General features: G+C 71.0%; 19 protein-coding genes. 6 read left to right on the forward strand and 13 right to left on the reverse strand.

All coding sequences use genetic code 11. From position 1 onward, the window contains the following. Nucleotides 1-11 precede the first annotated feature (11 nt). The 4 genes from ACFY5C_RS01420 to ACFY5C_RS01435 all read right to left on the reverse strand — a co-directional run bounded on the left by ACFY5C_RS01420 (nucleotide 12) and on the right by ACFY5C_RS01435 (nucleotide 4,450). A complete protein-coding gene (locus tag ACFY5C_RS01420) occupies nucleotides 12-782 on the reverse strand; it encodes a GNAT family N-acetyltransferase (protein WP_389439187.1) in 771 nt (256 codons plus the stop codon). Between the two features lie 302 nt (nucleotides 783-1,084). Continuing rightward, nucleotides 1,085-1,831: a succinate dehydrogenase/fumarate reductase iron-sulfur subunit gene (locus ACFY5C_RS01425; RefSeq protein WP_389439189.1), complete on the reverse strand. Its 747-nt coding sequence runs from the start codon at nucleotides 1,829-1,831 to the stop codon at nucleotides 1,085-1,087. Further along, complete coding sequence (locus ACFY5C_RS01430) at nucleotides 1,828-3,777, reverse strand: fumarate reductase/succinate dehydrogenase flavoprotein subunit (RefSeq protein ID WP_389439191.1); 1,950 nt, start codon at nucleotides 3,775-3,777, stop codon at nucleotides 1,828-1,830. The genes ACFY5C_RS01425 and ACFY5C_RS01430 overlap by 4 nt, the downstream gene beginning before the upstream one ends. A gap of 1 nt (nucleotide 3,778) precedes the next feature. After that, entirely contained in the window at nucleotides 3,779-4,450 is a 672-nt protein-coding gene (locus tag ACFY5C_RS01435) for a succinate dehydrogenase (RefSeq protein WP_389440637.1), read from the reverse strand. Between the two features lie 120 nt (nucleotides 4,451-4,570). On the opposite strand from ACFY5C_RS01435, the gene ACFY5C_RS01440 reads away from it, so the two are divergent. Then, nucleotides 4,571-5,455 carry a LysR family transcriptional regulator gene (locus tag ACFY5C_RS01440; RefSeq protein ID WP_389439193.1) on the forward strand — a complete coding sequence of 295 codons (885 nt, stop codon included), beginning with the start codon at nucleotides 4,571-4,573 and terminating at the stop codon, nucleotides 5,453-5,455. Between the two features lie 3 nt (nucleotides 5,456-5,458). On the opposite strand, the gene ACFY5C_RS01445 is transcribed toward ACFY5C_RS01440, so the two are convergent. From ACFY5C_RS01445 to ACFY5C_RS01470, 6 genes are all read right to left on the reverse strand, one after another. Then, nucleotides 5,459-6,355, reverse strand: coding sequence for an SDR family oxidoreductase (locus ACFY5C_RS01445; protein WP_389439195.1), 897 nt, complete (start codon nucleotides 6,353-6,355; stop codon nucleotides 5,459-5,461). A gap of 94 nt (nucleotides 6,356-6,449) precedes the next feature. Further along, nucleotides 6,450-7,460 (reverse strand): alcohol dehydrogenase catalytic domain-containing protein, encoded by a 1,011-nt coding sequence (locus ACFY5C_RS01450; RefSeq protein ID WP_389439197.1) that lies wholly within the window; start codon nucleotides 7,458-7,460, stop codon nucleotides 6,450-6,452. A 128-nt stretch (nucleotides 7,461-7,588) separates the two neighbouring features. After that, nucleotides 7,589-8,491 carry a LysR family transcriptional regulator gene (locus ACFY5C_RS01455; RefSeq protein WP_389439199.1) on the reverse strand — a complete coding sequence of 301 codons (903 nt, stop codon included), beginning with the start codon at nucleotides 8,489-8,491 and terminating at the stop codon, nucleotides 7,589-7,591. An 812-nt stretch (nucleotides 8,492-9,303) separates the two neighbouring features. Further along, nucleotides 9,304-11,439, reverse strand: a complete 2,136-nt coding sequence (locus ACFY5C_RS01460; protein ID WP_389439201.1) for a putative bifunctional diguanylate cyclase/phosphodiesterase — start codon at nucleotides 11,437-11,439, stop codon at nucleotides 9,304-9,306. Further along, nucleotides 11,436-12,248, reverse strand: coding sequence for an SAM-dependent methyltransferase (locus tag ACFY5C_RS01465; protein ID WP_389439203.1), 813 nt, complete (start codon nucleotides 12,246-12,248; stop codon nucleotides 11,436-11,438). Before ACFY5C_RS01465 ends, ACFY5C_RS01460 begins: the two co-directional genes overlap by 4 nt. Before the next feature lie 373 nt (nucleotides 12,249-12,621). Continuing rightward, nucleotides 12,622-13,611 (reverse strand): SCO0930 family lipoprotein, encoded by a 990-nt coding sequence (locus ACFY5C_RS01470; RefSeq protein ID WP_389439205.1) that lies wholly within the window; start codon nucleotides 13,609-13,611, stop codon nucleotides 12,622-12,624. A gap of 745 nt (nucleotides 13,612-14,356) precedes the next feature. On the opposite strand from ACFY5C_RS01470, the gene ACFY5C_RS01475 reads away from it, so the two are divergent. The 3 genes from ACFY5C_RS01475 (at nucleotide 14,357) to ACFY5C_RS01485 (ending at nucleotide 16,036) form a co-directional block, all read left to right on the forward strand. Beyond that, complete coding sequence (locus ACFY5C_RS01475; protein WP_389439206.1) at nucleotides 14,357-14,485, forward strand: hypothetical protein; 129 nt, start codon at nucleotides 14,357-14,359, stop codon at nucleotides 14,483-14,485. Between the two features lie 15 nt (nucleotides 14,486-14,500). After that, the gene (locus ACFY5C_RS01480; protein WP_389439208.1) at nucleotides 14,501-15,265 is read left to right on the forward strand and encodes a hypothetical protein; all 765 of its coding nucleotides are present in this window, start codon (nucleotides 14,501-14,503) and stop codon (nucleotides 15,263-15,265) included. A 261-nt stretch (nucleotides 15,266-15,526) separates the two neighbouring features. After that, nucleotides 15,527-16,036: a hypothetical protein gene (locus ACFY5C_RS01485; protein WP_389439209.1), complete on the forward strand. Its 510-nt coding sequence runs from the start codon at nucleotides 15,527-15,529 to the stop codon at nucleotides 16,034-16,036. Nucleotides 16,037-16,269: 233 nt separating this feature from the next. On the opposite strand, the gene ACFY5C_RS01490 is transcribed toward ACFY5C_RS01485, so the two are convergent. Further along, complete coding sequence (locus ACFY5C_RS01490; protein WP_389439211.1) at nucleotides 16,270-16,764, reverse strand: hypothetical protein; 495 nt, start codon at nucleotides 16,762-16,764, stop codon at nucleotides 16,270-16,272. 330 nt (nucleotides 16,765-17,094) lie between these two features. On the opposite strand from ACFY5C_RS01490, the gene ACFY5C_RS01495 reads away from it, so the two are divergent. Beyond that, nucleotides 17,095-17,766 carry a class F sortase gene (locus tag ACFY5C_RS01495; protein ID WP_389439213.1) on the forward strand — a complete coding sequence of 224 codons (672 nt, stop codon included), beginning with the start codon at nucleotides 17,095-17,097 and terminating at the stop codon, nucleotides 17,764-17,766. Nucleotides 17,767-17,793: 27 nt separating this feature from the next. Here the strand turns inward: ACFY5C_RS01495 and ACFY5C_RS01500 are convergent, their stop codons facing one another. After that, nucleotides 17,794-18,648, reverse strand: coding sequence for a polysaccharide deacetylase family protein (locus ACFY5C_RS01500; RefSeq protein WP_389439214.1), 855 nt, complete (start codon nucleotides 18,646-18,648; stop codon nucleotides 17,794-17,796). A 102-nt stretch (nucleotides 18,649-18,750) separates the two neighbouring features. Continuing rightward, a complete protein-coding gene (lysX, locus tag ACFY5C_RS01505) occupies nucleotides 18,751-22,029 on the reverse strand; it encodes a bifunctional lysylphosphatidylglycerol synthetase/lysine--tRNA ligase LysX (protein ID WP_389439216.1) in 3,279 nt (1,092 codons plus the stop codon). An 88-nt stretch (nucleotides 22,030-22,117) separates the two neighbouring features. On the opposite strand from lysX, the gene ACFY5C_RS01510 reads away from it, so the two are divergent. After that, a complete protein-coding gene (locus ACFY5C_RS01510; protein ID WP_389439218.1) occupies nucleotides 22,118-22,579 on the forward strand; it encodes a universal stress protein in 462 nt (153 codons plus the stop codon). The last annotated feature ends 138 nt before the right edge of the window (nucleotides 22,580-22,717 follow it).

The following is a 22,717-nucleotide window of genomic DNA, read 5'->3' on the forward strand; positions in this document are numbered from 1 at the left end:
CGCCACGTCCGTCACGCCGGGACGAGGGAGAGGAAGTGCCGCAGGTAGCGCGAGTTCACCCGGCGCATCGACAGCAGCACGTACATGTCGGCGACCCCGAACTCCGGGTCGTGCGCGGGCTCGCCGCAGACCCAGGCGCCGAGGCGGATGTAGCCGCGCAGGAGGGCCGGGAGTTCCATGCGGGCGGCGGGGGCGGGCTCGGTGGGCTGCCAGGGCCGCAGCGGTCGTACCCGGTACTCCTCCGGGGCGAGGTGCTTGGCCTGCACCCGGTCCCAGGTGGCCGCGGCGAGCTTGCCGCCGTCGGCCAGCGGGATCGAGCAGCAGCCGGCCAGCCACTCGTGGCCGCGGTCGACCATGTAGCGGGCGATGCCGGCCCAGATGAGGCTGATGACGGCGCCGTCACGGTGGTCGGGGTGCACGCAGGAGCGGCCGACCTCGACCAGGTTCGGACGCAGGCCGTCGATGCGGCTCAGGTCGAACTCGCCCTCGGAGTACAGCCGGCCCGCGACCGCGGCCCGCTCCGGCGGGAGCAGCCGGTAGGTGCCGACGACCTGGCCGGACACCTCCTCACGGACGAGCAGGTGGTCGCAGTACGCGTCGAAGGCATCGATGTCGTGACCCGGCTGCGGGGTGGTCAGCAGGGCTCCCATCTCACCAGCGAACACGTCGTGCCGCAGCCGCTGGGCGGCGCGCACGTCCTCCTCGCCTCGGGCGAGGCCGACGGTGTAGCGGGTGGGTGCCGTGGGCTGCGGGGGACGGTCGACGGTCAGTACGCCGGTCATGGCTTACTCCTGGTCACGGGCCGGGGACGGCGAGCGGAGCTCGGTTGGAGCGGTGCGATGTGCCGCCCCTGTTCTTCCTATGCCGGTTGGCGTATGCGTGACCTGTGCCAGGAGAGTGGATGTGCGAATGTTGAACGGCGTGAGCTGGTACCGGCCGTCCATGTTCCGGTGCCCGGCCGGTCAGCCGGGCGATCCAGTGCTGTTCACCTGACGGGTGCGCAAACGCGAGACGGGGCCGGAGAGCACCACTCCCGGCCCCGCCCGTCCGCACCTTTCGGCGAACGTCTGTTGGGCGCCGCGCCCTACCGCTTCACCTTCCGCGTGGCCCGCAGCCACTCCTTGTTCATGCTCGTGATGGACATCAGGGGGATGCCCTTGGGGCAGGCGGTGGCACACTCTCCGGTGAGAGTGCACCCGCCGAAGCCCTCGTCGTCCATCTGCGCCACCATGTCCAGGACGCGGGTCTCGCGCTCGGGAGCGCCCTGCGGCAGCACGTTCAGGTGGTTGACCTTGGCGGAAGTGAACAGCATCGCCGCCCCGTTGGGACACGCGGCCACACACGCCCCGCAGCCGATGCACTCGGCGTGCTCGAAGGCGAAGTCGGCGTCCGGCTTCGGTACGGGTGTGGCATGGGCCTCGGGCGCGGCACCCGTCGGGGCGGTGACGTACCCGCCCGCCTGGATGATCCGGTCGAACGCCGACCGGTCGACGACCAGGTCCTTGATGACCGGGAACGCCGACGCCCGCCACGGCTCGATGTCGATGGTGTCGCCGTCCTTGAAGGACCGCATGTGCAGCTGGCAGGTGGTGGTCCGCTCGGGCCCGTGCGCGTCACCGTTGATGACGAGCGAGCAGGCCCCGCAGATGCCCTCACGGCAGTCGTGGTCGAAGGCGACCGGGTCCTCACCGCGGAGGATGAGCTCCTCGTTGAGGGTGTCGAGCATCTCCAGGAAGGACATGTCGGAGGAGATGCCGTCCACCTCGTACGTGGACATGGCGCCGTCGGCGTCGGCGCTCTGCTGCCGCCAGACGCGCAGGGTGAGCTTCATGCGTAGCTCCGCTGGGTGGGGTGGACGTACTCGAAGACCAGGTCTTCCTTGTGCAGCACGGGAGCGGTGCCCGTGTCGGTGAACTCCCAGGCCGCCGCGTAGGCGAACTCGTCGTCCTTGCGGGCCGCCTCGCCGTCCGGCGTCTGCGACTCCTCGCGGAAGTGGCCGCCGCAGGACTCGCTGCGGTCCAGCGCGTCGAGGCACATGAGCTCGGCGAGCTCCAGGTAGTCGACGACGCGGTTGGCCTTCTCCAGCGACTGGTTGAACTCCTCGCCGGTGCCCGGCACCTTGATCCGCCGCCAGAACTCCTCGCGGATCTGCGGGATGCGTTCCAGGGCCTTGCGCAGTCCGGAGTCGGTGCGGGCCATCCCGCAGAACTCCCACATCAGTTCGCCGAGTTCACGGTGGAAGGAGTCCGGCGTACGGTCGCCGTCCACGGCCAGCAGCAGGTTGAGCCGGTCCTGCGTCTCGGCCAGCACCTCCTGCACGACGGGATGCTCGTCGGTGACCGCCTCGTGGTGCGGGTTGCGGGCGAGGTAGTCGTTGATGGTGGCCGGCAGCACGAAGTAGCCGTCGGCCAGGCCCTGCATCAGGGCCGAGGCACCGAGCCGGTTCGCCCCGTGGTCGGAGAAGTTGGCCTCACCGATCGCGAACAGGCCGGGGACGGTGGTCTGCAGGTCGTAGTCGACCCACAGGCCGCCCATCGTGTAGTGCACGGCCGGGTAGATCCGCATCGGCACCTGGTACGGATCCTCGTCGGTGATCCGCTGGTACATGTCGAAGAGGTTGCCGTACTTGGCCTCGACGGCCTTGCGGCCCATCCGCGCGATGGCGTCGGCGAAGTCCAGGTAGACGCCCTGTCCGCCGGGGCCGACTCCCCTGCCCTCGTCGCAGACGTTCTTCGCGGCGCGGGAGGCGATGTCGCGGGGCACGAGGTTGCCGAAGGACGGGTAGATGCGCTCCAGGTAGTAGTCGCGCTCGTCCTCCGGGATCTTGTTCGCGGGACGGTCGTCGCCCTTGGCCTTCGGTACCCAGATCCGGCCGTCGTTGCGCAGCGACTCGCTCATCAGCGTCAGCTTCGACTGGTGGTCGCCGGTGCGCGGGATGCACGTCGGGTGGATCTGCGTGAAACAGGGGTTGGCGAAGTAGGCGCCGCGCCGGTGGGCCCGCCAGATCGCGGTGGCGTTGGAGTTCATGGCGTTCGTCGACAGGTAGAAGACGTTGCCGTAGCCGCCGCTCGCGAGTACGACGGCGTCCGCGTAGTAGGTGTCGATGCGGCCGGTGATGAGATCCCGGGCCACGATGCCGCGCGCCTTGCCGTCGACGACGATCAGGTCGAGCATCTCGGTCCGCGGGTGCATCTCCACGTTCCCCGCGGCGATCTGCCTGCTCAGTGCCTGATACGCGCCGAGCAGCAGCTGCTGGCCCGTCTGGCCGCGGGCGTAGAACGTGCGCGACACCTGGACGCCGCCGAAGGAGCGGGTGTCGAGCAGGCCGCCGTACTCGCGGGCGAACGGCACGCCCTGGGCCACGCACTGGTCGATGATCTCGACGGAGATCTGGGCGAGCCGGTGGACGTTGGACTCCCGGGCGCGGAAGTCGCCGCCTTTCACCGTGTCGTAGAACAGGCGGTGCACGGAGTCGCCGTCGTTGCGGTAGTTCTTCGCGGCGTTGATGCCGCCCTGCGCGGCGATGGAGTGGGCGCGGCGCGGGGAGTCCTGGTAGCAGAACTGGACGACGTGGTAGCCCTGTTCGGCGAGGGTGGCGCCCGCTGAGCCGCCGGCCAGGCCCGTCCCCACCACGATCACCGTGTGCTTGCGCCGGTTGGCGGGGTTGACCAGCTTGGCCTCGAAGCGGCGCTTGTCCCAGCGCTCGCTCACGGGCCCGGCGGGGGCTTTGCTGTCGACGACCGGTTCGCCGGTCGTGTACTCGGCGTAGGTAGACATGTCAGCTCACCAATCCGGTCATGACGCCCACGGGTACGGCGATGAAACCGACCGTGAGCAGCAGCGCGAGAGTGTTGGCCGTGGCCTTCAGGGCGCGGTCGCGGGTGCGGCTGCCGGCGCCGAGGGTCTGGGCTGCGCTCCAGAAGCCGTGCCGGATGTGCAGGCCGAGGGCGAGCATCGCAACGATGTAGATGACGTTGCCGTACCAGGTGGAGAAGGTGTCCACGACGTTCTGGTACGGGTGGCCCTGCTGGAAGCCGCCGGAGTGCACGGTGCCGGTCGTCAGGTCCAGGACGTGCCAGACGATGAACAGGCCGAGGATGATGCCGCCCCAGCGCATGGTGCGCGTGGCGTAGGAGGCTCGCGGCTTCTTGTGCACGTACCTGCTGGGGCGCGCTTTGATGTCGCGGCGGCTGAGCTGGTAGGCCGACGTGGCATGGGCGACGACGGCGACGACCAGCACGATGCGGACGAGCCAGAGCGTCCACTCGTAGTGCATGAACGGCTCGCCGACCACGCGCAGCCAGTGCGCGTAGTGGTTGAACTCGCCCGCCCCGAAGAAGATCTTCAGGTTTCCGATCATGTGGACGACCAGGTACGCCAGCATGACCAGTCCGCTGACCGCCATGACGGTCTTCTTGCCGACGGTCGAGTCCCACACCGTGCGTGCCATGGACGGCCGTCGGTCCGTCCGCGTTGCCAGAGCCATGGAACAGGACGCTACGGCCGGGCCACCCCATCGGTCCAAGACATGGTCCGGCTCGTTTCGATAGGCAGGCCCTATGGTGGCTCGATGCAGTTCCAGCAGCTTCAGTACTTCGTGGCGGTCGCCGAGACCCGGCACTTCACCCGGGCCGCCGACCTGGTTCATGTCGCGCAGCCCTCGCTGTCGCAGCAGATCAAGTCGCTGGAGCGGGAGTTGGGCGCGGACCTGTTCCTGCGGGCGCGCGGCAACATCACGCTCACGGACGCCGGGGAGGCCCTGCTGCCGCTGGCCCGGCGCATCCTGGCCGACGCGGACACCGCACGGTACGAGGTGCAGGAACTGGTGCAGCTGCGCCGGGGCCGGGTCCGGCTGGGCGCGACGCCGAGCCTGTGCACGGGCCTGCTCCCGGATGTGCTGCGCGCCTTCCACGACCGCTATCCCGGCATCCAGCTGATGATCGAGGAGGGCGGCTCGCACGACCTGATCCGGGAGCTGGCCCGCGGCGCCCTCGACCTGGCCCTGGTGGTCCTGCCCCTGCCGACGGCCTCCCCCGCGCTGACCACGGTGGAGCTGCTGCGCGAGGACCTGGTGGTCGTCTCCTCGCCGGAGGCGCCCCGCCCCGGTGGCGGCCGGCGTACCGTGCGTATCGCCGATCTGGAGGGCGAGCGCCTGGTGATGTTCCGGCACGGCTACGACCTGCGTGAGCTGACGGTGGCCGCCTGCCGTGCCGAGGGCTTCGAGCCGGACTTCGCGGTCGAGGGCGGGGAGATGGACGCGGTGCTGGGGTTCGTGCGGGCGGGGCTGGGGATGGCCGTCGTCCCGCGCATGGTGGCGGCCCGGTCGGGCCGGGGGCTGCGGGTCACCCCGCTGGCCCGGCCCGGACTGCACCGCACGATCGCCCTGGCCCACCGCAGTGACGTGGCTCCGCCGCGGGCCGCGCGGGAGTTGCAGCGGATGCTGCTGGAGCGGTGAGGGTCAGCCGGCCGTGCGGGGTGTGAGCAGGTCCGTCATGCCGATGCGCTCGTAGAAGTCGGCACGGACACCGTCGGCGACGTCGCTGACCCGCTCCGAACCGTCGTCGGCCGGGTCGATGGTGACGCGGAACGGGCGTTCGCCCTTCGGGGTGCCGACGATGCGGACGATGGCTCGGGCCACCTCCATGACGTCGGCGTCGGCGGGTGCCAGGGCGGCCAGGGCCTTGCCGACGTCGTCCATCAGTCCCGCGTAGCAGGCGTCGTACGCCTCCGCGGTGGCCGTGTCCTCCGGGTGCATCGCGTGGGCGAAGTGGTTGGTGCCCGAGGTGAAGGAGCCGGGGACCACGATGGCCGTGTCGATGCCGAAGCGGCTCAGCTCGACCGCGTAGCTCTTGGCCAGATGGTCCATCGCGGCCTTCGCGCCGAAGTAGGGGCCGAGGTAGGGCGGAGTGCCGCCGTAGGTGCTGGACGACCCCACCCACAGCAGCAGACCGTCGCGCCGGTCCCGCATCTGCGGCAGCACGGCCCGGTTGACGCGCTGTGTGGACAGCACGTTGGTGTCGTAGATCTCGGCGATCTGCTCCGGTGTGAACGACTCGGTCGGGCCGAGCACCATGTGCCCGGCGTTGTGGACGACGACGTCGATCCGCCCGGCCTCGGTGGTGACCTGCGCGACCGCGGCGTCCACGGACTCCTGGGCGGAGACGTCCAGTTCGACGGCGTGCAGGGCCACGCCGTGCCGGTCGGCGTAGGTCCGCGCGTCCGCGACGGCGGGGGCGTTGCGGCCGGTGGTCTGCCGCATCCCGGCATAGACGGTGTGTCCGGCATCGGCGAGGGCGCGGGCGGCCAGGGCACCGAAGCCGCTGGAGGCACCCGTGACGAGGACGACGTAGGGCATGGCGAACTCCTTGGGGGCGTACGGAAACGTGGCGTGCGGAAACGTGGCGTACGGAAACACGGCGTACGGAAACTTGAGGGGTGGTTCCGGTCGGTCAGGCGAAGGTGATGACGCTGCGGCCGTGGGCGGAGCCCTCCGCCATGGCGTCGAGGACCGCCGGGGCCTGGTCCAGGGTGATCGGCGTGACCTCGGGCAGGATGCCGTGGGCCAGTGAGAAGGCGAGGGTGTCGCGCAGGTCGTGGGGCGAGCCGGAGGGGGACGCGGCCACGTGCAGGCGGTTGAGGACCATGGGCGGGGTGGGCAGCGTGAGCGGCTCGGAACCGTAGCCGAGGAGCAGGAGGGTGCCGTCGGGCGCGAGACCGCCCAGGGTGGCACCGGCCGCGGCGGTGGACGGAGCTGCGTTGAGCACCAGGTTGGCGCCGCCGTCCCACGCCTTGAGCGCCTCGGCCGGGTCGGACTCGTCGGTGGCGACGAACAGTTCGGCGCCCAGGGTCTTGGCCTGGTCCTCGCCGCGCCGGGAGCGGCCCACCACCGCGACCCGCGCGCCCATGGCGGCGGCGTAGCGCACGGCCAGGGTGCCCACTCCGCCCAGACCGACGACGGCGACCCGGGAACCGGCCTTCACGCCACCCTGCCGCAGGCCGTTGAAGGCGGTGAGGCCGGCGCACATCAGCGGCGCCGCGGACACCGGGTCGAGGCCGTCGGGCAGCGGGGTGACGAAATTGGCCTTGAGCAGGGCGTACTCGGCGTAGCCGCCGTCGGCCACGATGCCGGTGATCCGCTTGCGGGGGCACAGGATCTGGTCGCCGCGCACGCAGTAGTCGCAGTGCTCGCAGGAGTCGTAGAGGAACTGGGCGCCCACCGTGGTGCCGACCTCGGGGAAGGTCACGCCCTCGCCGACGGCGGTCACGACTCCGGTGATCTCGTGGCCCGGGATGACGGGGAACCGGGCGAACGGGTAGTGGCCGCGCAGCAGGTTCAGGTCGGAGAAGCAGACGCCGCACGCGGTGACCTTGACCAGGACCTCGCCGGGGGCGGGCTGGGGGATGTCGAGGGTGTCGAGGGCGAGCGGAAGGTTCACGCCGGTGGCGACGGCAGCACGCATCGCGGACTCCAAGGGTCGGGGGAAGTAGTCCAGTTGAGTTCCTGGTACTTCCGAGTCTCCGAGCCCGCTGTGGTCCCGTCCAATGCCGGTTACGGCGCCATTGATGCCCGAGAGGCATCAGTGCAGCTCTACGTCGTGCCGCGGGCCCGCGCGGCGGCGTGAACGGTCTCGACGAAGCTTGTCACGAGGTGCGAGGGTCGCGAGGCGTTCCAGGCCAGGGACACCTGCCCCGGCGGTACGTCGGCGACGGGGACGTACGCGATGTCGGACCGGGGGAACGCGGCCGCGACGGAGTTCGGCACGAAGGCGATTCCGCGCCCGGCCCTGACGTAGCCCAGCAGCTCCTCCATGTCGTGGAAGGCGGGGCCGTGGCCGGGCCGGGTGCCGTCGGGGCGTGGGTCGGCGTTCCATACGGCCGACCAGGCCTCGGCCGCCTCGGCGTACTCCAGGACGGGGTCGTCGGTCAGGGCCGCGAGGGCGACCTTGGCGTCGCGGGCCCGCGGATGATCGATCGGCAGGACGGCGGCGAGATGCTCGGCGTACAGGGCGAGGAGATCCACCCCCTCGGCCTCCAGAGGCGGACGGACGAATGCGACGTCGACACTGCCGTCCAGCAGGGCCCGTGCCTGGCTCCACCAGCGCAGCCGGACCAGTTCGATGGAGACGCGGGGGAAACGTGCGGAGAACGCGTTCAGTGCCAGGCTCACATCCGTGCCCAGCATGAACCCGACGACCAGCGCGTCGTCACCGGCGCCGATGCGGCGGGCACGCTCCTGGGCGGCCTCCGCGGCGGCGAGGAGCGCCTTGGCGTCGCGCAGGAACTGCTCGCCGGCCGGGGTGAGCGAGACCTCGCGCGTGCTGCGGGTGAACAGCTCGACCCGCAGTTCGTGCTCCAGCTGCCGTACCTGCCGGGACAGCGCGGGCTGGGTGACGTGCAGGGCCACGGCCGCCTGCCCGAAGTGCTGGCGCTCGGCCACGGCCACGAAGTAGCGCAGCTTGCGCAGATCCAGATCGATCGGCCTGTCGGGCATGGCGTGTCCTGCCTTTCCGCCCCATCCGCACTCCCCGCCGACCGGCGCGGCGCACGATGGTGCAGTCGACGCACTTCACGCTAGCCGACCCGACCGGACGCGCTGCACGGATCGCCCGCCGGGCGTGCCCGACGGTGGTTCGCCGACGGATGCGCCGACAACCGCGGCTGTACGGCACGGGAGCGGCCGACTCCGCGACGCGGCCCACCTGCGGTCGACCTTCTCCGGTCCCGAGAAGGGGTTCAGCGCGCCTCTCGCCGGTCCGGGACCACCTCGTTGCCCGCCCCTCGCGCCGGTCCGAGAACAGGTCCAACGCCGCCCCACTCCGATCGCGGAACGGCGTCCGGCCCGCACGCTCCGGTCCGGGGCAGGTCCCGCAGTCCGCCCCTCTCCTCTCCCCGGTCGGAGAACAGGTCCAACCCGCCTCACTCCGATCGCGGAACGGGGTCCGGCCCGCACTCTCCGGTCCGGGGCAGCTCCCGCAGTCCGCCCCTCTCCTCTCCCCGGTCGGAGAACAGGTCCAACCCGCCTCACTCCGATCGCGGAACGGCGTCCGGCCCGCACGCTCCCGTCCGGGGCAGCTCCCGCAGTCCGCCCCTCTCCTCGGCCCGGGAACAGGTTCAGCGCGCCCCCTCCACGCACGGAACGGGCTTCGGACCGGCCTCCCCGTCCGGGACATGCCTCACAGCGCGCCCCTCTCCCAGTCCCGGAAGAGATCCACCCCGACGCACTCCGATCGACGAACGGGCACAGCCCGCCCTCCCCGGCCGGGACAGGCCCCACACTGCGCCCATCCCTGCGGCCCCGCCGCCTCAGCCCGTTGCGTCGACCAGTGCCAGTTCATGGAGGCGGTCCGGTGGGCCCGGGCGGGCGTAGTACCAGCCCTGGGCCGTGTCGCAGCCGAGTATCCGCAGTTGCTCGGCCTGGGCGCCGGTCTCCACGCCCTCCACGGTCACCGCCAGGCTCAGGCTGTGGGCCAGGGAGACGATCCCCTCGACGATCTTGAGATCGACGGGGTCGGCCGGGAACTGCTGCATGCTCTGCGTGAAGGAGCGGTCCAGCTTGAGGATGCTCACCGGCAGCCGGCGCAGGTTGGCGAGGTTGGAGTAGCCGGTGCCGAAGTCGTCCAGGGCGATGTCGACGCCCATCTCGGCGAGGCGCCGCAGAGGCTTGAGCAGGTCGTCGTCGGCGCCGATCAACGCCGACTCGGTGACCTCCAGGCAGAGCGCGTCGGGTGCGACGCCCGCGCGCTCCAGGATGTCCACCGTGTCCTGCACCAGCCCGGGGTGGGTCAATTGGCAGGGCGAGAGGTTGACGTTGATGCGGAGCGGGCCCGCGTCGACGTCGCGTTCCCGCCACTCGCGTGCCTGGCGCACCGACTGCTCCAGGACCCAGCGGCCGAGCGGAACGATGAGCCCGGTGTGCTCGGCGAGCGGGATGAACCGGTCCGGTCCGAGGACGCCGTGCTGCGGATGCAGCCAGCGCACCAGCGCCTCGGCGCCGCGTACACTGCCGTCGCCGAGGTGGACCAGCGGCTGGTACTCGATGAAGAACTCGCCCCGGTCCAGGGCCGTCGGCAGTGCCGTGGTCAGTCCGTGCCGGGTGATGGCGCGGGCGTCGGCCTCCGGGTCGGCGAGCTCGAAGCGGTTGCCGCCCGCCGACTTGGCCCGGTACATCGTGATGTCGGCGCTGCGCAGCACCTCGGCCGGGCTGCGCTCCCCGGCCGGGCCCTCGACGATGCCGATGCTGCCGCGCACGGTCAGGTCCCGGCCGTCGACGCTGATCGGAGCGATCAGCGCGTTCATGATGCGGGCGGCGAGCTCGTCGACCTCGCGCTCGGTGTCGGGGCCGGTGGTCAGCGCCACGAACTCGTCGCCACCGAGCCGGGCGACCATCTCGCCGGGCGCGGTGGCGCAGGACTGGAGCCGGTCGGCGACCTCGACGAGCAGCCGGTCGCCGGCGGCGTGGCCGAGGCTGTCGTTGACGGTCTTGAAGCCGTCCAGGTCGAGGTAGCACAGGCCGAACCGCTGGCCCTCCCCGGCGCCCAGTGCCTTCTCCAGGCGCTCGAAGAAGAAGGTGCGGTTGGGCAGTCCGGTGAGCGCGTCGTGGGTGGCCTCGTAGCGCAGCCTCAGATTGAGCAGGCGGCGCTCGGTGGTGTCCTCCATCAGGGCCAGCTGGTACTGCGGTTCGCCGTCGGCGTCACGCAGCAGGGAAACCGTGAGGTTGGTCCACAGGGCCGTTCCGTCGGGGCGGTAGAACGCCTTCTCGACGTGGTAGTGCTCGCGCTCGCCGCGGACGAGCTCCTCGTAGAGCTTCCAGGTCTGCGGCGCGTCCTCGGGGTGGGTCCACTCCATGACCTTGCGGCCCTGCATGGACTGCTCGGAGAGGCCGAACATCCGCAGCAGCGCGCCGTTGACCTGCAGGACGTTGCCGTCCAGGTCGGCGATGCCGATTCCTATGGCGGCGCCCTCGAAGACGGCGCGGAAGCGGGCCTCGGTGGCGTGCAGGGCCTGCGCGACCACGCCCTGCGCCTTGAGGGCGGCCGCGGAGATCGCCTCCTGCTCGGCCAGCGTCCGCTCGCGCAGCGCCTGCGCGAATCCGGCGGCCATGGCGTGCTGGAGCCGTGCCGAGCGGGCCCGCTGGTCCTCCTGGTCGCCGTCGGTGCCGCAGTACAGCACGAGGTAGGCGTCGACGCAGTCCAGCGAGCGGCTGAGCGCCTCGGGGTCGGTGCAGTGCGCGGCGACGAGTGCGGCGCCGACCGCCTTGCCCTCGCCGGCCTCGAAGGTCCTGGACCTGAGCGCCTCACTCAACCGCCTGGCCAGCGGAAGCAGTTGCTTCTCGAACTCCGGCCGGGTCGACGACGTCGAGGTGACCGGGAAGACCGCCCGGCTCCAGATCGTCGCGAACCGGCGCAGTCTGTCCTCCGGCCCGTCCGGCCCCGCGCTCACGCCGTACGTCCCACGCCGGCGAAGCCGGAGAAGGCATACGGATCCTCGTCGTCCGGTGCGGTGTCCGGCCGCCAGAGCGGCATCGGCACCAGTCCGGGTTCCACCATGTCGTACCCCTCGAAGAACCGCGCGATGGCCTCGCGCGAGCGCATGATCAGCGGGTTGCGAATGTCCTTGTACACATCCACCGTGCCCTTGGCCCGCTCCTCGGGCAGCGGGATGCCCTCGTACGACGCATGCGTGAGCAGCAGCATGCTGCCGGGCGCGAGCGCGTCGCGCAGCTCGGCCACCACCGCGTACGGGTCGTCCTCGTCCTCCACGAAGTGCAGTATGGCAACGAGCAGCAGCGCCACTGGCCGGTTCAGGTCGATCAGGCGCTCGACCTCGGAACTGCCCAGGATCTCCTGCGGCTTGAGCAGGTCCGCGGCGACGATGTCCGCGGCGTCGTTGCCGTCGAGGACCGCCTGGCTGTGGGCGACGGCGACCGGGTCGTGGTCGACGTACACCACGCGGGCACCGGGGACGGCGGCCTGGGCCACCTCGTGGACGTTGCCGAACGTCGGGATGCCGGAGCCGATGTCCAGGAACTGGGTGATGCCCTCGTCGACCGCGAAGCGCACCGCGCGGCGCATGAATGCCCGGTTGGCCTGCATGATCTTGGGGAGCCCCGGCATGAACTCCATGGCCCTGCGGCCGGCTTCCCGGTCGACCTCGAAGTTGTGCGAACCGCCCAGGTAGTAGTCGTAGATCCGCGAGACACTGGGCACCGAGATGTCGATGCTCCGAGGGGCCCAGGCGGGACGCTCCATCTATCTCTCCAAGGCGTAGGCGATCCGGTGTTCGAGCTGAGGCTACTGATCGCCCGCCAAAGGAGCGAGCAGAAACGGAAATTGACCATCCGTTCCCGGTCACTGCCCGTGGCACGTGCCGTATTGATGCCCCACGCACCCGCTACGAAAGCATCCGAAGCATTCCACAGAGTTCCGAACCATGGCGAAAGAGGGCGAAGAATCATGGTGAATGACGGCAAACCGGTCCGCCCCCTGCGCATGCGCATCAGGGGGCGGACCGGTGGGTCGTGCGCGCCGTCCGTTCGTCCGGCACTCTCGCTGTCTCTCCCTCCCTTCCGTGGTCGGAACTCGACTGGGTGAGGCGATCAACCCTGGGGAGGTGTGATCTTCTTTACTGCTCCGACGCGCCGACCGGCTTGCCGTCGGGGCGAATGGCGAACCAAGTGCCGCCGACGCCCTGACCGTTGGTGTCGCCGGGCTTCTTGTCACCGGCGAAGGTGTAGATCGGCACACAGTCGATGGTCTGCTGCTTGATCCCGTCGGGCCGGTCGAAGACCACGTAGCCCTGCCCCCGGGGACCGGAGCCCTTCAGATCGATGCCCTCGGTGTCCTCGGCGTCGACCGGCGCGATGACCGGCCACTTCTCCAGGCACTCGCCGGTGCACGCCGTCTTCATCGGCCAGGGCGAGTCCTTCATGAAGCGGTAGACCGTGTGACCGTTCTTGTCGATGACGATCTCGCCGAGCTTCGGGTCCTCGCGGGTGGACAGACCGGGCAGATCGCCCGCCTCGGCGCCCGCACCGCCCTGCGCCTTCTTGCCGTCGGGCGAGAGCGCGTACCAAGTCCCGCCCACGCCCTGACCGTTGACGTCACCTGCGTTGGTGTCCTTCGCGAAGCGGTACGCCGGCCAGCCGTCGACGGTCAGCTGCTTGGTGCCGTCGGTCCGGGTGACCGAGCCGAGCAGCGCCTTGTCGATACCGGCGCCGGCCGTGGCGTCGTCCGCGGGGACCGGCGGCCACTTCTTGGCGCAGTCGCCGTCACAGCTCGACTTGGGCGGCTCGGCGGTGTCCTTGTCGAAGCGGTACAGCGTCAGACCGGAGCTGTCGGTCAGCACCTTGCCGAGTTCCTGGTTGGTGGAAACGGCCAGCTCACCCGCGGAGGACGGCTTGGTGGCGGTGCTCTCCTGGCCCGCCGCACCCGAGTCGTAACCGGTGCCGTTCCCAAGGCCCGTACCGGCGGTTCCGTAATCACCGGCCGCGGCCGTGGCACCGACGTTCTGGCTGCTCGCCGGCGGGGCCGTTTCCTGCCCACATGCCGTTGTCAGCGCCAGCACTGCCACGGCGCTCACCACGAGCGAGGCGCTCCGCCACGAGGTCTTCATCGTCAACTCCCCATAATCACAAGGGTGTTGCAGCGCCCTGCTGCGCCGCCGCACGACAAGAGGTACGCACGAAAGCCACTCTCGTGTTCAACCGGCGCACAAATTTCTTTCCGGAAGCTGTGAACTCCTCCTCGCGTCGCACGCACATGCGCCTCGTCGGTTACGCCTCCGTCCGCTGATCAAACCTTTCGTGGGGCATCCGTCGCCCGTTCGGGGCATTCCTCTCACTCTTTGGCCTGTCGCCTCGCCCGCGGGGCTCAGGATCTTCGTCGTGCATGGACTCGAACCGATGCAATCCACGCTCACCACACGGGCGTTGACGGTGCTGACCCTGACCTGGCTTCTGGTGTCGGCACCGGCCGGCGTGGCCGGGGCCACCGCCTGCGCCTACGCCGACACCGGCCCGGACGGTGCGAAGGCGGTAGCGGTCGCAGGGAGCCTCACCTGGCCCACTCCCCCGCAGTGCCCGTCGCCGACACCGACCCCGACACCTACCCCGACCCCGACGCCCACGCCGTCGCCGTCTCCGGACCCCACACCCACGCCACCGCCGAAGCCCACGCCCACGCCGAGACCCGAGCCGCCGCCTCCGCCGCCCCCACCTCCCCCGGCGGTCCCGGCGCCCCCGGCTCCTCGGCCCGCGCCACCCCGTCCGCGGCCGACCCCCACGCCCACGCCGCCACCGGCCCCGGCGCCCACGCCGAAGCCGTCGGCCAAGCCCACCCCGAGTCCGTCCATCGCGCCGGTGCACTACCCGCCCTACCGGGCCACCCAACACCGGCGGCCGGCGCACAGCGCCCCGTCGCCGCTCATCTTCGTCCTGCTCATCGCGGCACCGGCGATCGTCGCCGTCGCCGCACTGCGTCCGCGCTGACCCTGGAGGCTCCCCTTGCCGGAATGGCTTGTTCTCACCCTCGCGATGCTGGCCGCCTGTGCCGTGGTGGTCCTCATCACCTTCGTCCGGCACCGTACGGCGCCGGACGACGAGGACCCTTCCGAGACCCCGGACGTCATCGAGTACATGACGATGTGGATCGGTGTGGTGTACGCCATCGTCCTGGGCCTGGCCATCGCGGGCGTGTGGGAGGGCCGTAGCGCCGCCCAGGACCACGTCCAGGCGGAGGCCGTGGCGCTGCACGAGATCTCGGAGCGGGTGCGGATCTATCCGACTGACGTCCGTGACCGTATTCGTGAGGATGTCAACGCCTATGTCGGACACGTCGTGACCGCCGAGTGGAAGGCGATGGCCGACGACGGCCGGATGACCGAACGCGGCACCGAACTCCTGCAGCGCGTTCGTGAGGACGTCACCGACTACGAGCCGAGGACGGACTTCGAGGCCCAGGCCTACCAGCCGCTCCTCGATCAGGTGACCGCCGCCGACCAGGCGCGCAATGCCCGCTCGAACTCGACCGGGGAGACCATGCCGGGCGTGGTGTGGTTCGGGCTGATCGCAGGTGGCATCGTCACCATCGGGATGATCTTCGCGCTGCAGATCCGGCGCACAGCCCGCGAACTGGTCCTCGCCGGGCTGTTCTCCGCGCTGATCGCCTTCCTGCTCTTCCTCATCTGGGACTTCGACGCGCCCTACAGCCGTGGCGTCACGGCGTCGGCGGAACCGTTCCTCGAACTCTTCCCACAGGCCAAGGACTGACAGCCCTTCACCTGACGCAGCGCCGGGGGGCGGCGACGGAACGGCGGGCCGGCACGGGGCGAGGCGAGGCCGCCACGCCGCACACGCCCCCCGGTCGCGGGAACGAACGTCCCCCGGGCGGCCCACCGGGTTGCCCCATTCGTACGACAGCGATCGCGCAGGTGCGCGCTCCCTTCCTAGCGTTTCGCTCATCGAGGTGCATTTCCGGCGCGAGCGGAAGAAGGTCCGCCGCTGCTCCTCGGGGAAACCGGAGGACCCACCATGCGCGCGATACGTGTCGCTTCGGCCGCCCTGCTGGGCCTCGGCGCCTTCACCATGGCCGTCCCCGCCGCCCACGCGGACGGCGACAACTCCGGTTTCTGGGCCAGGGTCGTGCCCACCACCGTCGCGCCCGGCGGAGAGGTCAGGCTGCGCGCGACCGGCTGCGAGCAGAGCGTGACGGTGGCGTCGGCGGTCTTCGACACGGTCACCATTCCCCGGGGGCGGACGACGGCCAGGGTGACGGTCGACCGGGACGCCGGGCCCGGTGCCGTGTACGAGGTGTCCTTCTACTGCGGCACGTTCTGGCAGAACGTGGACCTCACGATCGCCGGCGGCCGACCGGAACCGGTGCGGCCGGATCACCCGCAGAAGGGCGTGCACGCGGGCGGGGGCGGCACCCTAGCCGGGCTGGACCTCAAGGAGATCGCTCTGGGCACCGCGCTCATCACGGCCGCGCTCGGAACGGCGTACCACCTGTCCCGGCGCCGCACCGACGAGGACGGAGCCTGACGGCCCTGCCGGGTGTCCAGCCTTCGTCACCACCGCCGGGCGCCGGGCCATCACCCGAATCCCCGGGATCGGCAGAGGCTTTGGCCGTCCATCCCACCGCAGGGGTTTGCCCCGCCCCCCGCAGGGGTTGCCCCGCACCTCACAACCCGCACAGGCCTTCGCCCCGGATCCCCGCTAGGGGGGCCGGGGCGAAGGCCTGTGGACGTGCGATCCCGCTCCGACGGGCCCGCGGGTCAGATCCGCTTCTCCGCGCGGCGCCGCATCCAGAACACGCCGCCTCCGACGACGGCCACGGTGATGAGACCGCCTCCGATGGCCATGTCGGTCGGCGTCGCCCCGGTGGAGCTGCTGCCGCCGAGACCGCCCTGGACGCCGCCGATGACGGTGAAGGCAGTGGGGTTGGTCAGCGTCCTGGAGTCGCAGGTGACCGTGACGCTGTGGGCACCCGGCCGCGCGTGCCTGTTGACGGTGGCCGTGCCCCTGGCGGTGTTGCTCCCGCGCACCGTGCTCAGGTGGGTGGGCCGGAAGGCGTCCGAGGTCGCGGTGCCGCCTCGCGGGCAGTTGTCGACCGTGATGGTGATCTGCCCGCCCCGGGCGATGACGCTGGGCAGGACGACGATGTTGCTCGGTCCGACGGGCATGCCGTCCCGCGCGACGGCCGCGGGGGCGGCAAGGCTGAGAGCGGCTACCGCGGTGGCAGCGGCCGCCATGGCACGAGTGGTACGCATGTGATCCTCCGCGGAAGACGCCCCGGGAACCGTCCCCGGTCGATCGGCGAGAAAGCGCCTCCCAGAAAAACCCTCAGATGCCATGCCCCAGGCCGCATTTCGGCGATGGTCCGTCCTGGTGAGAGGACACGCCGACAGATAACCCCACAAGCTGAATTGCCGCAGGTCACACACCGTCAGAATTTTCCTGCGGGCGGCAACTCGGATGGCGCACCGAAAGGAGCGGGGCCACCCGTTCGTATCTGCCCCGTCGCCGCTTTCGCACGCGGGACTTAGCGTTCACATATGCGCGAATGACGGGGCGACGGCCGCGTCGAGAGGGGTAGTGGAATGTCTGCGTCCGAGCTGGCCGAACTGGCCGAAGAGGAGGAGCGACGAAAGAGGCGTGCTCCTTGGGGTGTGATAGCGCTGGTTCTGCTGACCGGCCTCGCGCTCGTTCGCAACGGCTCGGGGGAGTTCGACCAGGGGCCGCCGCAGCCCGCCTCCGCCGCCGCCCCGGACACCCGGGTGCCCGCGGGCCTCTACGCCGGTGCCGCACAGCCGCTGCCGTACGCCCTGCCGGACCGCGTCAGGATTCCCGGCATCCAGGTCGACGCGCCGATGATCCCGGTCGGTCTGGACGTGGACGGCTGGGTCGGCGCACCACCGCCGGAGGACCCCAATCTGGCGGGCTGGTTCACCGGTTCGGTGTCTCCGGGCGAGAAGGGCACCGCGGTCGTCGTCGGACATGTCGACAACGCTCAGGGCCCCGCCGTGTTCTACGGACTCGGCGGCCTGCAGAAGGGCAATCGCGTCGAGATCGTCCGCAAGGACGGAAAGACGGTCGTTTTCGAGATCTACGGCATCGAGGTGTTCGAGAAGAACAACTTTCCCGGCGACCGGGTCTACGCCTCGAAGGGGAGCGCCGAGTTGCGGGTCATCACCTGCGGCGGGGGTTTCTCCCAGCAGAACGGTTACGACGGGAACGTCGTCGCTTTCGCCAGCCTGGTCGAGGTGCGCTGAGCGTCCCTGCCGGGCGGGCGAAAGCCGTCACGCGTAATGCCGTTCCGGAACGGTGAGGTAATACCCGGAGTCCAGCAGCTGCGGCAGATAGGCGCGCAGGGCCCGGACGCTCTGGGAGCGGTCGCCCCCGGCGTCGTGCGAGAGCACCACGACGCCGGGGGCGGCGCCGTTCTCGACCCGGTCGACGATCGTGCGGGTGCCGGGGGCGGTCCAGTCGAGGGTGTCGACGGTCCAGGCCAGCGGCTCCATGCCCAGCTCGGCGCCGAGCCGGAAGGCGGTGCGGTTCCAGGCGCCGTAGGGGGCGCGGAACCAGGCGGGGCGCTCGCCGTACGTCTCCTCGATGACGTCGCTGGTGCGCTCCATCTCCTCGCGGATCCGGCGCCGGCCGAGACCGGTGAGCAGCGGGTGGGACCAGGTGTGGTTGCCGACGACATGGCCCTCGTCGGCCATCCGCGCGACGAGGTCCCCGTTCGCGGCGACCATCTCGCCGCACACGAAGAACATCGCGCGGACGTCGTACTCGCGCAGGGTGTCCAGGATGTGCGGCGTGTAGCGGGGGTCGGGCCCGTCGTCGAAGGTCAGCACCATGGTGCGGCCGCGCCCCGACACACGCAGCAGGGGCTCGCGCCGGACGAGGGTCCGCCGGGGCGCCGCCCGGGGCGGGCCGTACCCCGTCAGGGGCTGGAGCCGGTAGCTGGAGGGCTTGAGCGCGGGGCGCGCCTGTGCGCCCGCGGCGGGGGCGGCGGGCCGGACCGGCTTGTCGGCGTCGCCCGCGACCGTCGCGAACAGGCCGGCCGAGCCGGCGGCTCCGACGGCGGCGGCACCGGCCAGCAGCGCGCGGCGTCGCGTGAGCAGACGTGGGGGCACCTGATCCTTCGTCATGACTCATCAGTCGCCCGATGCGGGACCGGCGCACCAGTGCGACACCGGTACGGCGGTACGAATACACCCGCCCGGCGCAGCCCTCAGGCCTGCGAGACGCCGTCAGCGGCGGCGGACCAGGGGGAACGGCAGGGTCTCACGGATCGTCAGGCCGGTGAGGAACATCACCAGTCGGTCCACGCCGATGCCGAGGCCCCCGGTGGGCGGCATGGCGTACTCGAGGGCGTCGAGGAAGTCCTCGTCCAGTTCCATGGCCTCCGGGTCTCCCCCGGCGGCGAGCAAGGACTGGGCGGTGAGGCGGCGGCGCTGCTCGACGGGGTCGGTGAGTTCGGAGTAGGCGGTGCCGAGTTCGGTGCCGAAGGCGACGAGGTCCCAGCGCTCGGCGAGCCTTGGGTCGGAGCGGTGCTGGCGGGTGAGCGGGGAGACGTCGGTCGGGAAGTCCTTGTAGAAGGTCGGCAGCTGGGTCTTCTCCTCGACGAGCCGCTCGTACATCTCCAGGACGACGTCGCCATGGCCGTCGTCGGCGGTGTACGGCACGCCCACGCGGTCGCAGTGCCGGTGCAGTCGCAGCAGTTCCGTGTCGGGGCGGATCTCCTCCCCCAGCGCCTCGGAGATCGCGCCGTACACCGTCTTGACCGGCCACTGCCCCGCGATGTCGTACTCGTGGCCGTCCTTGCGGGCGACCGGCGAGCCGAAGGCGGCGGTGGCGGCGCCCTGGATCAGCTCGCGGACGAGGTCGAGCATCACGTCGTAGTCGGCGTACGCCTGGTAGGCCTCCAGGATCGTGAACTCGGGGTTGTGCTTGTAGTCGACGCCCTCGTTGCGGAAGGTGCGGCCCATCTCGAAGACCTTCTCCACGCCGCCGACGCACAGCCGCTTGAGATAGAGCTCGGGGGCGATGCGCAGATAGAGGTCGAGGTCGTAGGCGTTGATGTGGGTGGTGAAGGGGCGGGCGTTGGCGCCGCCGTGGATCTGCTGCAGCACCGGCGTCTCGACCTCCAGGAAGCCGCGTTGCAGCAGGCCCTGGCGCACCGCCTGGATGGCGGTGGAGCGGGCCCGGACCACGTCGCGGGCGGCGGGGCTGGAGACCAGGTCGAGGTAGCGCATGCGGACCTTGGCCTCGGGGTCGGCGAGGCCGCGGCGTTTGTCGGGCAGCGGGCGCAGGCACTTGCCGATGAGCTGCCAGGAGGTGACGAAGACGGTCGGTTCGCCCTTGTCGCTGACGCCGGCCAGGCCGGTGACGCTGATGAGGTCGCCGATGTCGGTGTCGGAGGTGAAGCGGTCGAGGGCGGCGCCGGAGTCCTTGCGGGTGAGGGCGAGCTGGTGATCGCCGGACCAGTCGCGCAGCACTACGAAGACGATGCCGCCGAAGTCGCGTACCAGCATCATCCGGCCGGCCACGGTGACCTGCTCGCCCTTGTGGATCTGGGCCAGGGCGTGGGTGCGGACCGGGATGCCGACCGGGTAGGGGTCGATGCCGTCGGTGCGCAGCCGGTCGAGGGTGTGGTGCCGGATGCGGACCTGCTCGGGCAGGCCCGCATCCGGCCCGGCCGCCCCGGCCTCGTCCCCTCCGTCGAGGCCGAGCGCCGCCAGCGAGGGCAGCCCTTCGGTGGTGGCGGGCCGCGGTCCCCCTCGCGGGTGCCCCTTTCTTCGGAGTTGGTGCAGCGACGGTACGGAGACGAAGCCCTCGGCGATGGCGGAGGCCGTGCCGATGCGAGCGAGGGAGGCGGCCTCGCCGTAGCAGATGAAGCGCGGGAACCACTGCGGCTGGTACTTGGCGTTGGAGCGGTACAGGGCCTCCAGCTGCCACCACTTGGAGAAGAACAGCAGCAGCCGGCGCCACAGCCGCAGCACGGGTCCGGCGCCGATGCGCGCGCCCTCCTCGAAGACGGAGCGGAACACGGCGAAGTTCAGCGAGATCCTGCGGATGCCCATCTTCGGTGCCGCCGCGCACAGGTCGGCGACCATGAACTCCATGACCCCGTTGGGGGCTTCGCGGTCCCGGCGCATCAGGTCCAGGGAGATGCCGTCCCTGCCCCAGGGCACGAAGGAGAGCAGCGCGAGCAGCTGGCCGTCCTCGCCGAGGGCCTCCACGAAGAGGCAGTCGCCGTCGGCCGGGTCGCCGAGTCGGTCCAGGGCCATGGAGAAGCCGCGTTCGGTCTCGGTGTCGCGCCAGGCGTCGGCCTTGGCGATCAGCTCCTCCATCTCCCCCTCGGTGAGGGTGGAGTGGCGGCGGATGCGGCAGTGGGCGCCGGTGCGGCGGACCCGGTGCACGGCCTGCCGGGTGACTCGCATGTCACGGCCGTCGAGGTCGAAGTCCGCCACCTGAAGGATCGCCTCGTCGCCGAGTTGGAGGGCGCCGAGCCCGGCGCGCGCGTAGGCCTTGGCCCCGTCCTCGGAGGCGCCCATCGCGGCGGGCGCCCAGGCGTGCCGACGGGCCACGTCCAGCCATACGGCGATGGCGCGCGGCCAGGCCTCCCGGTCGCCGACCGGGTCTCCGCTGGCGAGGCATACCCCGGCCTCGACGCGATAGGTGACGGCGGCCTTGCCGCTGGGCGAGAAGACGACCGCCTTGTCCCGCCGGGTGGCGAAGTAGCCGAGGGAGTCCTGGCCGCCGTAGGCCTTGAGGAGGGCGCGGATGCGGGCCTCCTCGTCGTCGTGCAGGGCGGCCTCCATGCGCTGCGAGCGGAACAGTGTCGCGGCGGCGTTCAGCAGGGCGAGCGCGCCGAACAGGCCGAGCACGAAGAACAGCGGGCGGGGCGGGCGTCCGTCGTAGGAGGCGCCGGAGACGAGGCCGCCGCAGACCCGGTCGGCGGCCCAGGCCAGCCGCTGGCTCTGCGGCAGGGTGCCGGGGAACAGCTCGACCAGCCCCCAGCCGATCAGGATCCCGATGGCCAGCCCGGCGACCAGGACGCCGAGGGCCCGGCGTACGGCGGCGCGGCGGGAGGCGGCGTAGAACTCCTTGCGGGCGACGATCAGCAGGGCCAGTGCGAGCGCGCAGACGATCAGGGACGGGACGGAGTCTGCGTAGTCGCCGAACACCGTGCCGAGCAGGTCGCTCAGGACCAGCAACCCGAGGTAGACGACCACCAGCCACCAGGCGATCTTCTTGCGGGCCGCCGTCGCGGCGGCGAGCAGGAAGAGGAAGACGGCGTAGGCGAGGTTGGCGCTGACGGGGACGATGATCTGGTCGAGGCCGCGCACGACCGGGCGGAGCGCGGTGCGCAGCGGCGGGATGACGGCCAGTAGGGTGCAGAGCAGTCCCAGGGCGCCGAAAAAGGTCGCGAATCCCTCCGGCACCCTGCGCAGGAAACCGTTCCGGGGCGACCGTATCGGGCCCGTGGCACCCTTCTCGCGGGTGACCTCCACGGTGGCACTCATGCTCCGACTCTAGGAAGCCCGCAGCCTCCTCGCCCGTCGAGCGGCCTGCACGACGGCGGGACCAGCGGCTTCCGATAGCCTCCGTGCCGTGACGGAACAGCACTCGCACCAGTTCGAGCGGGGCACTGACGGGCCCAAGGTCATCGTGGTCGGAGTGGACGGCTCCGACTCCTCGCTCCGCGCGGCGGCCTACGCCGGTGGCCTGGCCCGACGGCAGCACGCGCTGCTCGCCGTCGTGTACGTGCAGCCGGTGATGTCGGCGGGCGCCGCCCTCGGGGCGCCGGTCGCGGAGACCACCGACGAGATCGCCGAGGACCTGATCGCACAGATCAGGGACGCGACCGAGCGGGTGAAGGGGATATTCGACATCCGCTGGGAGTTCCACACCTTCCCCGGCGACCCCTACAACGGCCTGGTCAAGGCGGCGGACGATCTGAAGGCGGACGCCGTGGTCGTCGGCGCGTCGGAACAGGCCGGGCACCGGATCATCGGTTCCGTCGCGGTGCGGTTGGTCAAGGCGGGGCGCTGGCCGGTGACGGTGGTGCCGTAGCCGCGGAAGGGCGGCGGGACGAGGGCGTCGTCGCCTGGCCGTACGACGATCCGCCGCGGCGCGGGGGCGCGTGGCTGTTCGGGTCATGGCCGACGCCTTCGACCACCTCGGCGCGTGCGCGGGACCGTCGTCCGTGCA

Source organism: Streptomyces sp. NPDC012935, from assembly GCF_042900345.1.
Lineage (GTDB): Bacteria > Actinomycetota > Actinomycetes > Streptomycetales > Streptomycetaceae > Streptomyces.

Coding starts and splice junctions, on each gene's coding strand:
- ACFY5C_RS01420 (WP_389439187.1), bottom strand. CDS start 782: ATGACCGGCGTACTGACCGTCGACCGTCCCCCGCAGCCCACGGCACCC.
- ACFY5C_RS01425 (WP_389439189.1), bottom strand. CDS start 1,831: ATGAAGCTCACCCTGCGCGTCTGGCGGCAGCAGAGCGCCGACGCCGAC.
- ACFY5C_RS01430 (WP_389439191.1), bottom strand. CDS start 3,777: ATGTCTACCTACGCCGAGTACACGACCGGCGAACCGGTCGTCGACAGC.
- ACFY5C_RS01435 (WP_389440637.1), bottom strand. CDS start 4,450: ATGGCACGCACGGTGTGGGACTCGACCGTCGGCAAGAAGACCGTCATG.
- ACFY5C_RS01440 (WP_389439193.1), top strand. CDS start 4,571: ATGCAGTTCCAGCAGCTTCAGTACTTCGTGGCGGTCGCCGAGACCCGG.
- ACFY5C_RS01445 (WP_389439195.1), bottom strand. CDS start 6,355: ATGCCCTACGTCGTCCTCGTCACGGGTGCCTCCAGCGGCTTCGGTGCC.
- ACFY5C_RS01450 (WP_389439197.1), bottom strand. CDS start 7,460: ATGCGTGCTGCCGTCGCCACCGGCGTGAACCTTCCGCTCGCCCTCGAC.
- ACFY5C_RS01455 (WP_389439199.1), bottom strand. CDS start 8,491: ATGCCCGACAGGCCGATCGATCTGGATCTGCGCAAGCTGCGCTACTTC.
- ACFY5C_RS01465 (WP_389439203.1), bottom strand. CDS start 12,248: ATGGAGCGTCCCGCCTGGGCCCCTCGGAGCATCGACATCTCGGTGCCC.
- ACFY5C_RS01470 (WP_389439205.1), bottom strand. CDS start 13,611: ATGAAGACCTCGTGGCGGAGCGCCTCGCTCGTGGTGAGCGCCGTGGCA.
- ACFY5C_RS01485 (WP_389439209.1), top strand. CDS start 15,527: ATGCGCGCGATACGTGTCGCTTCGGCCGCCCTGCTGGGCCTCGGCGCC.
- ACFY5C_RS01490 (WP_389439211.1), bottom strand. CDS start 16,764: ATGCGTACCACTCGTGCCATGGCGGCCGCTGCCACCGCGGTAGCCGCT.
- ACFY5C_RS01495 (WP_389439213.1), top strand. CDS start 17,095: ATGTCTGCGTCCGAGCTGGCCGAACTGGCCGAAGAGGAGGAGCGACGA.
- ACFY5C_RS01500 (WP_389439214.1), bottom strand. CDS start 18,648: ATGACGAAGGATCAGGTGCCCCCACGTCTGCTCACGCGACGCCGCGCG.
- lysX (WP_389439216.1), bottom strand. CDS start 22,029: ATGAGTGCCACCGTGGAGGTCACCCGCGAGAAGGGTGCCACGGGCCCG.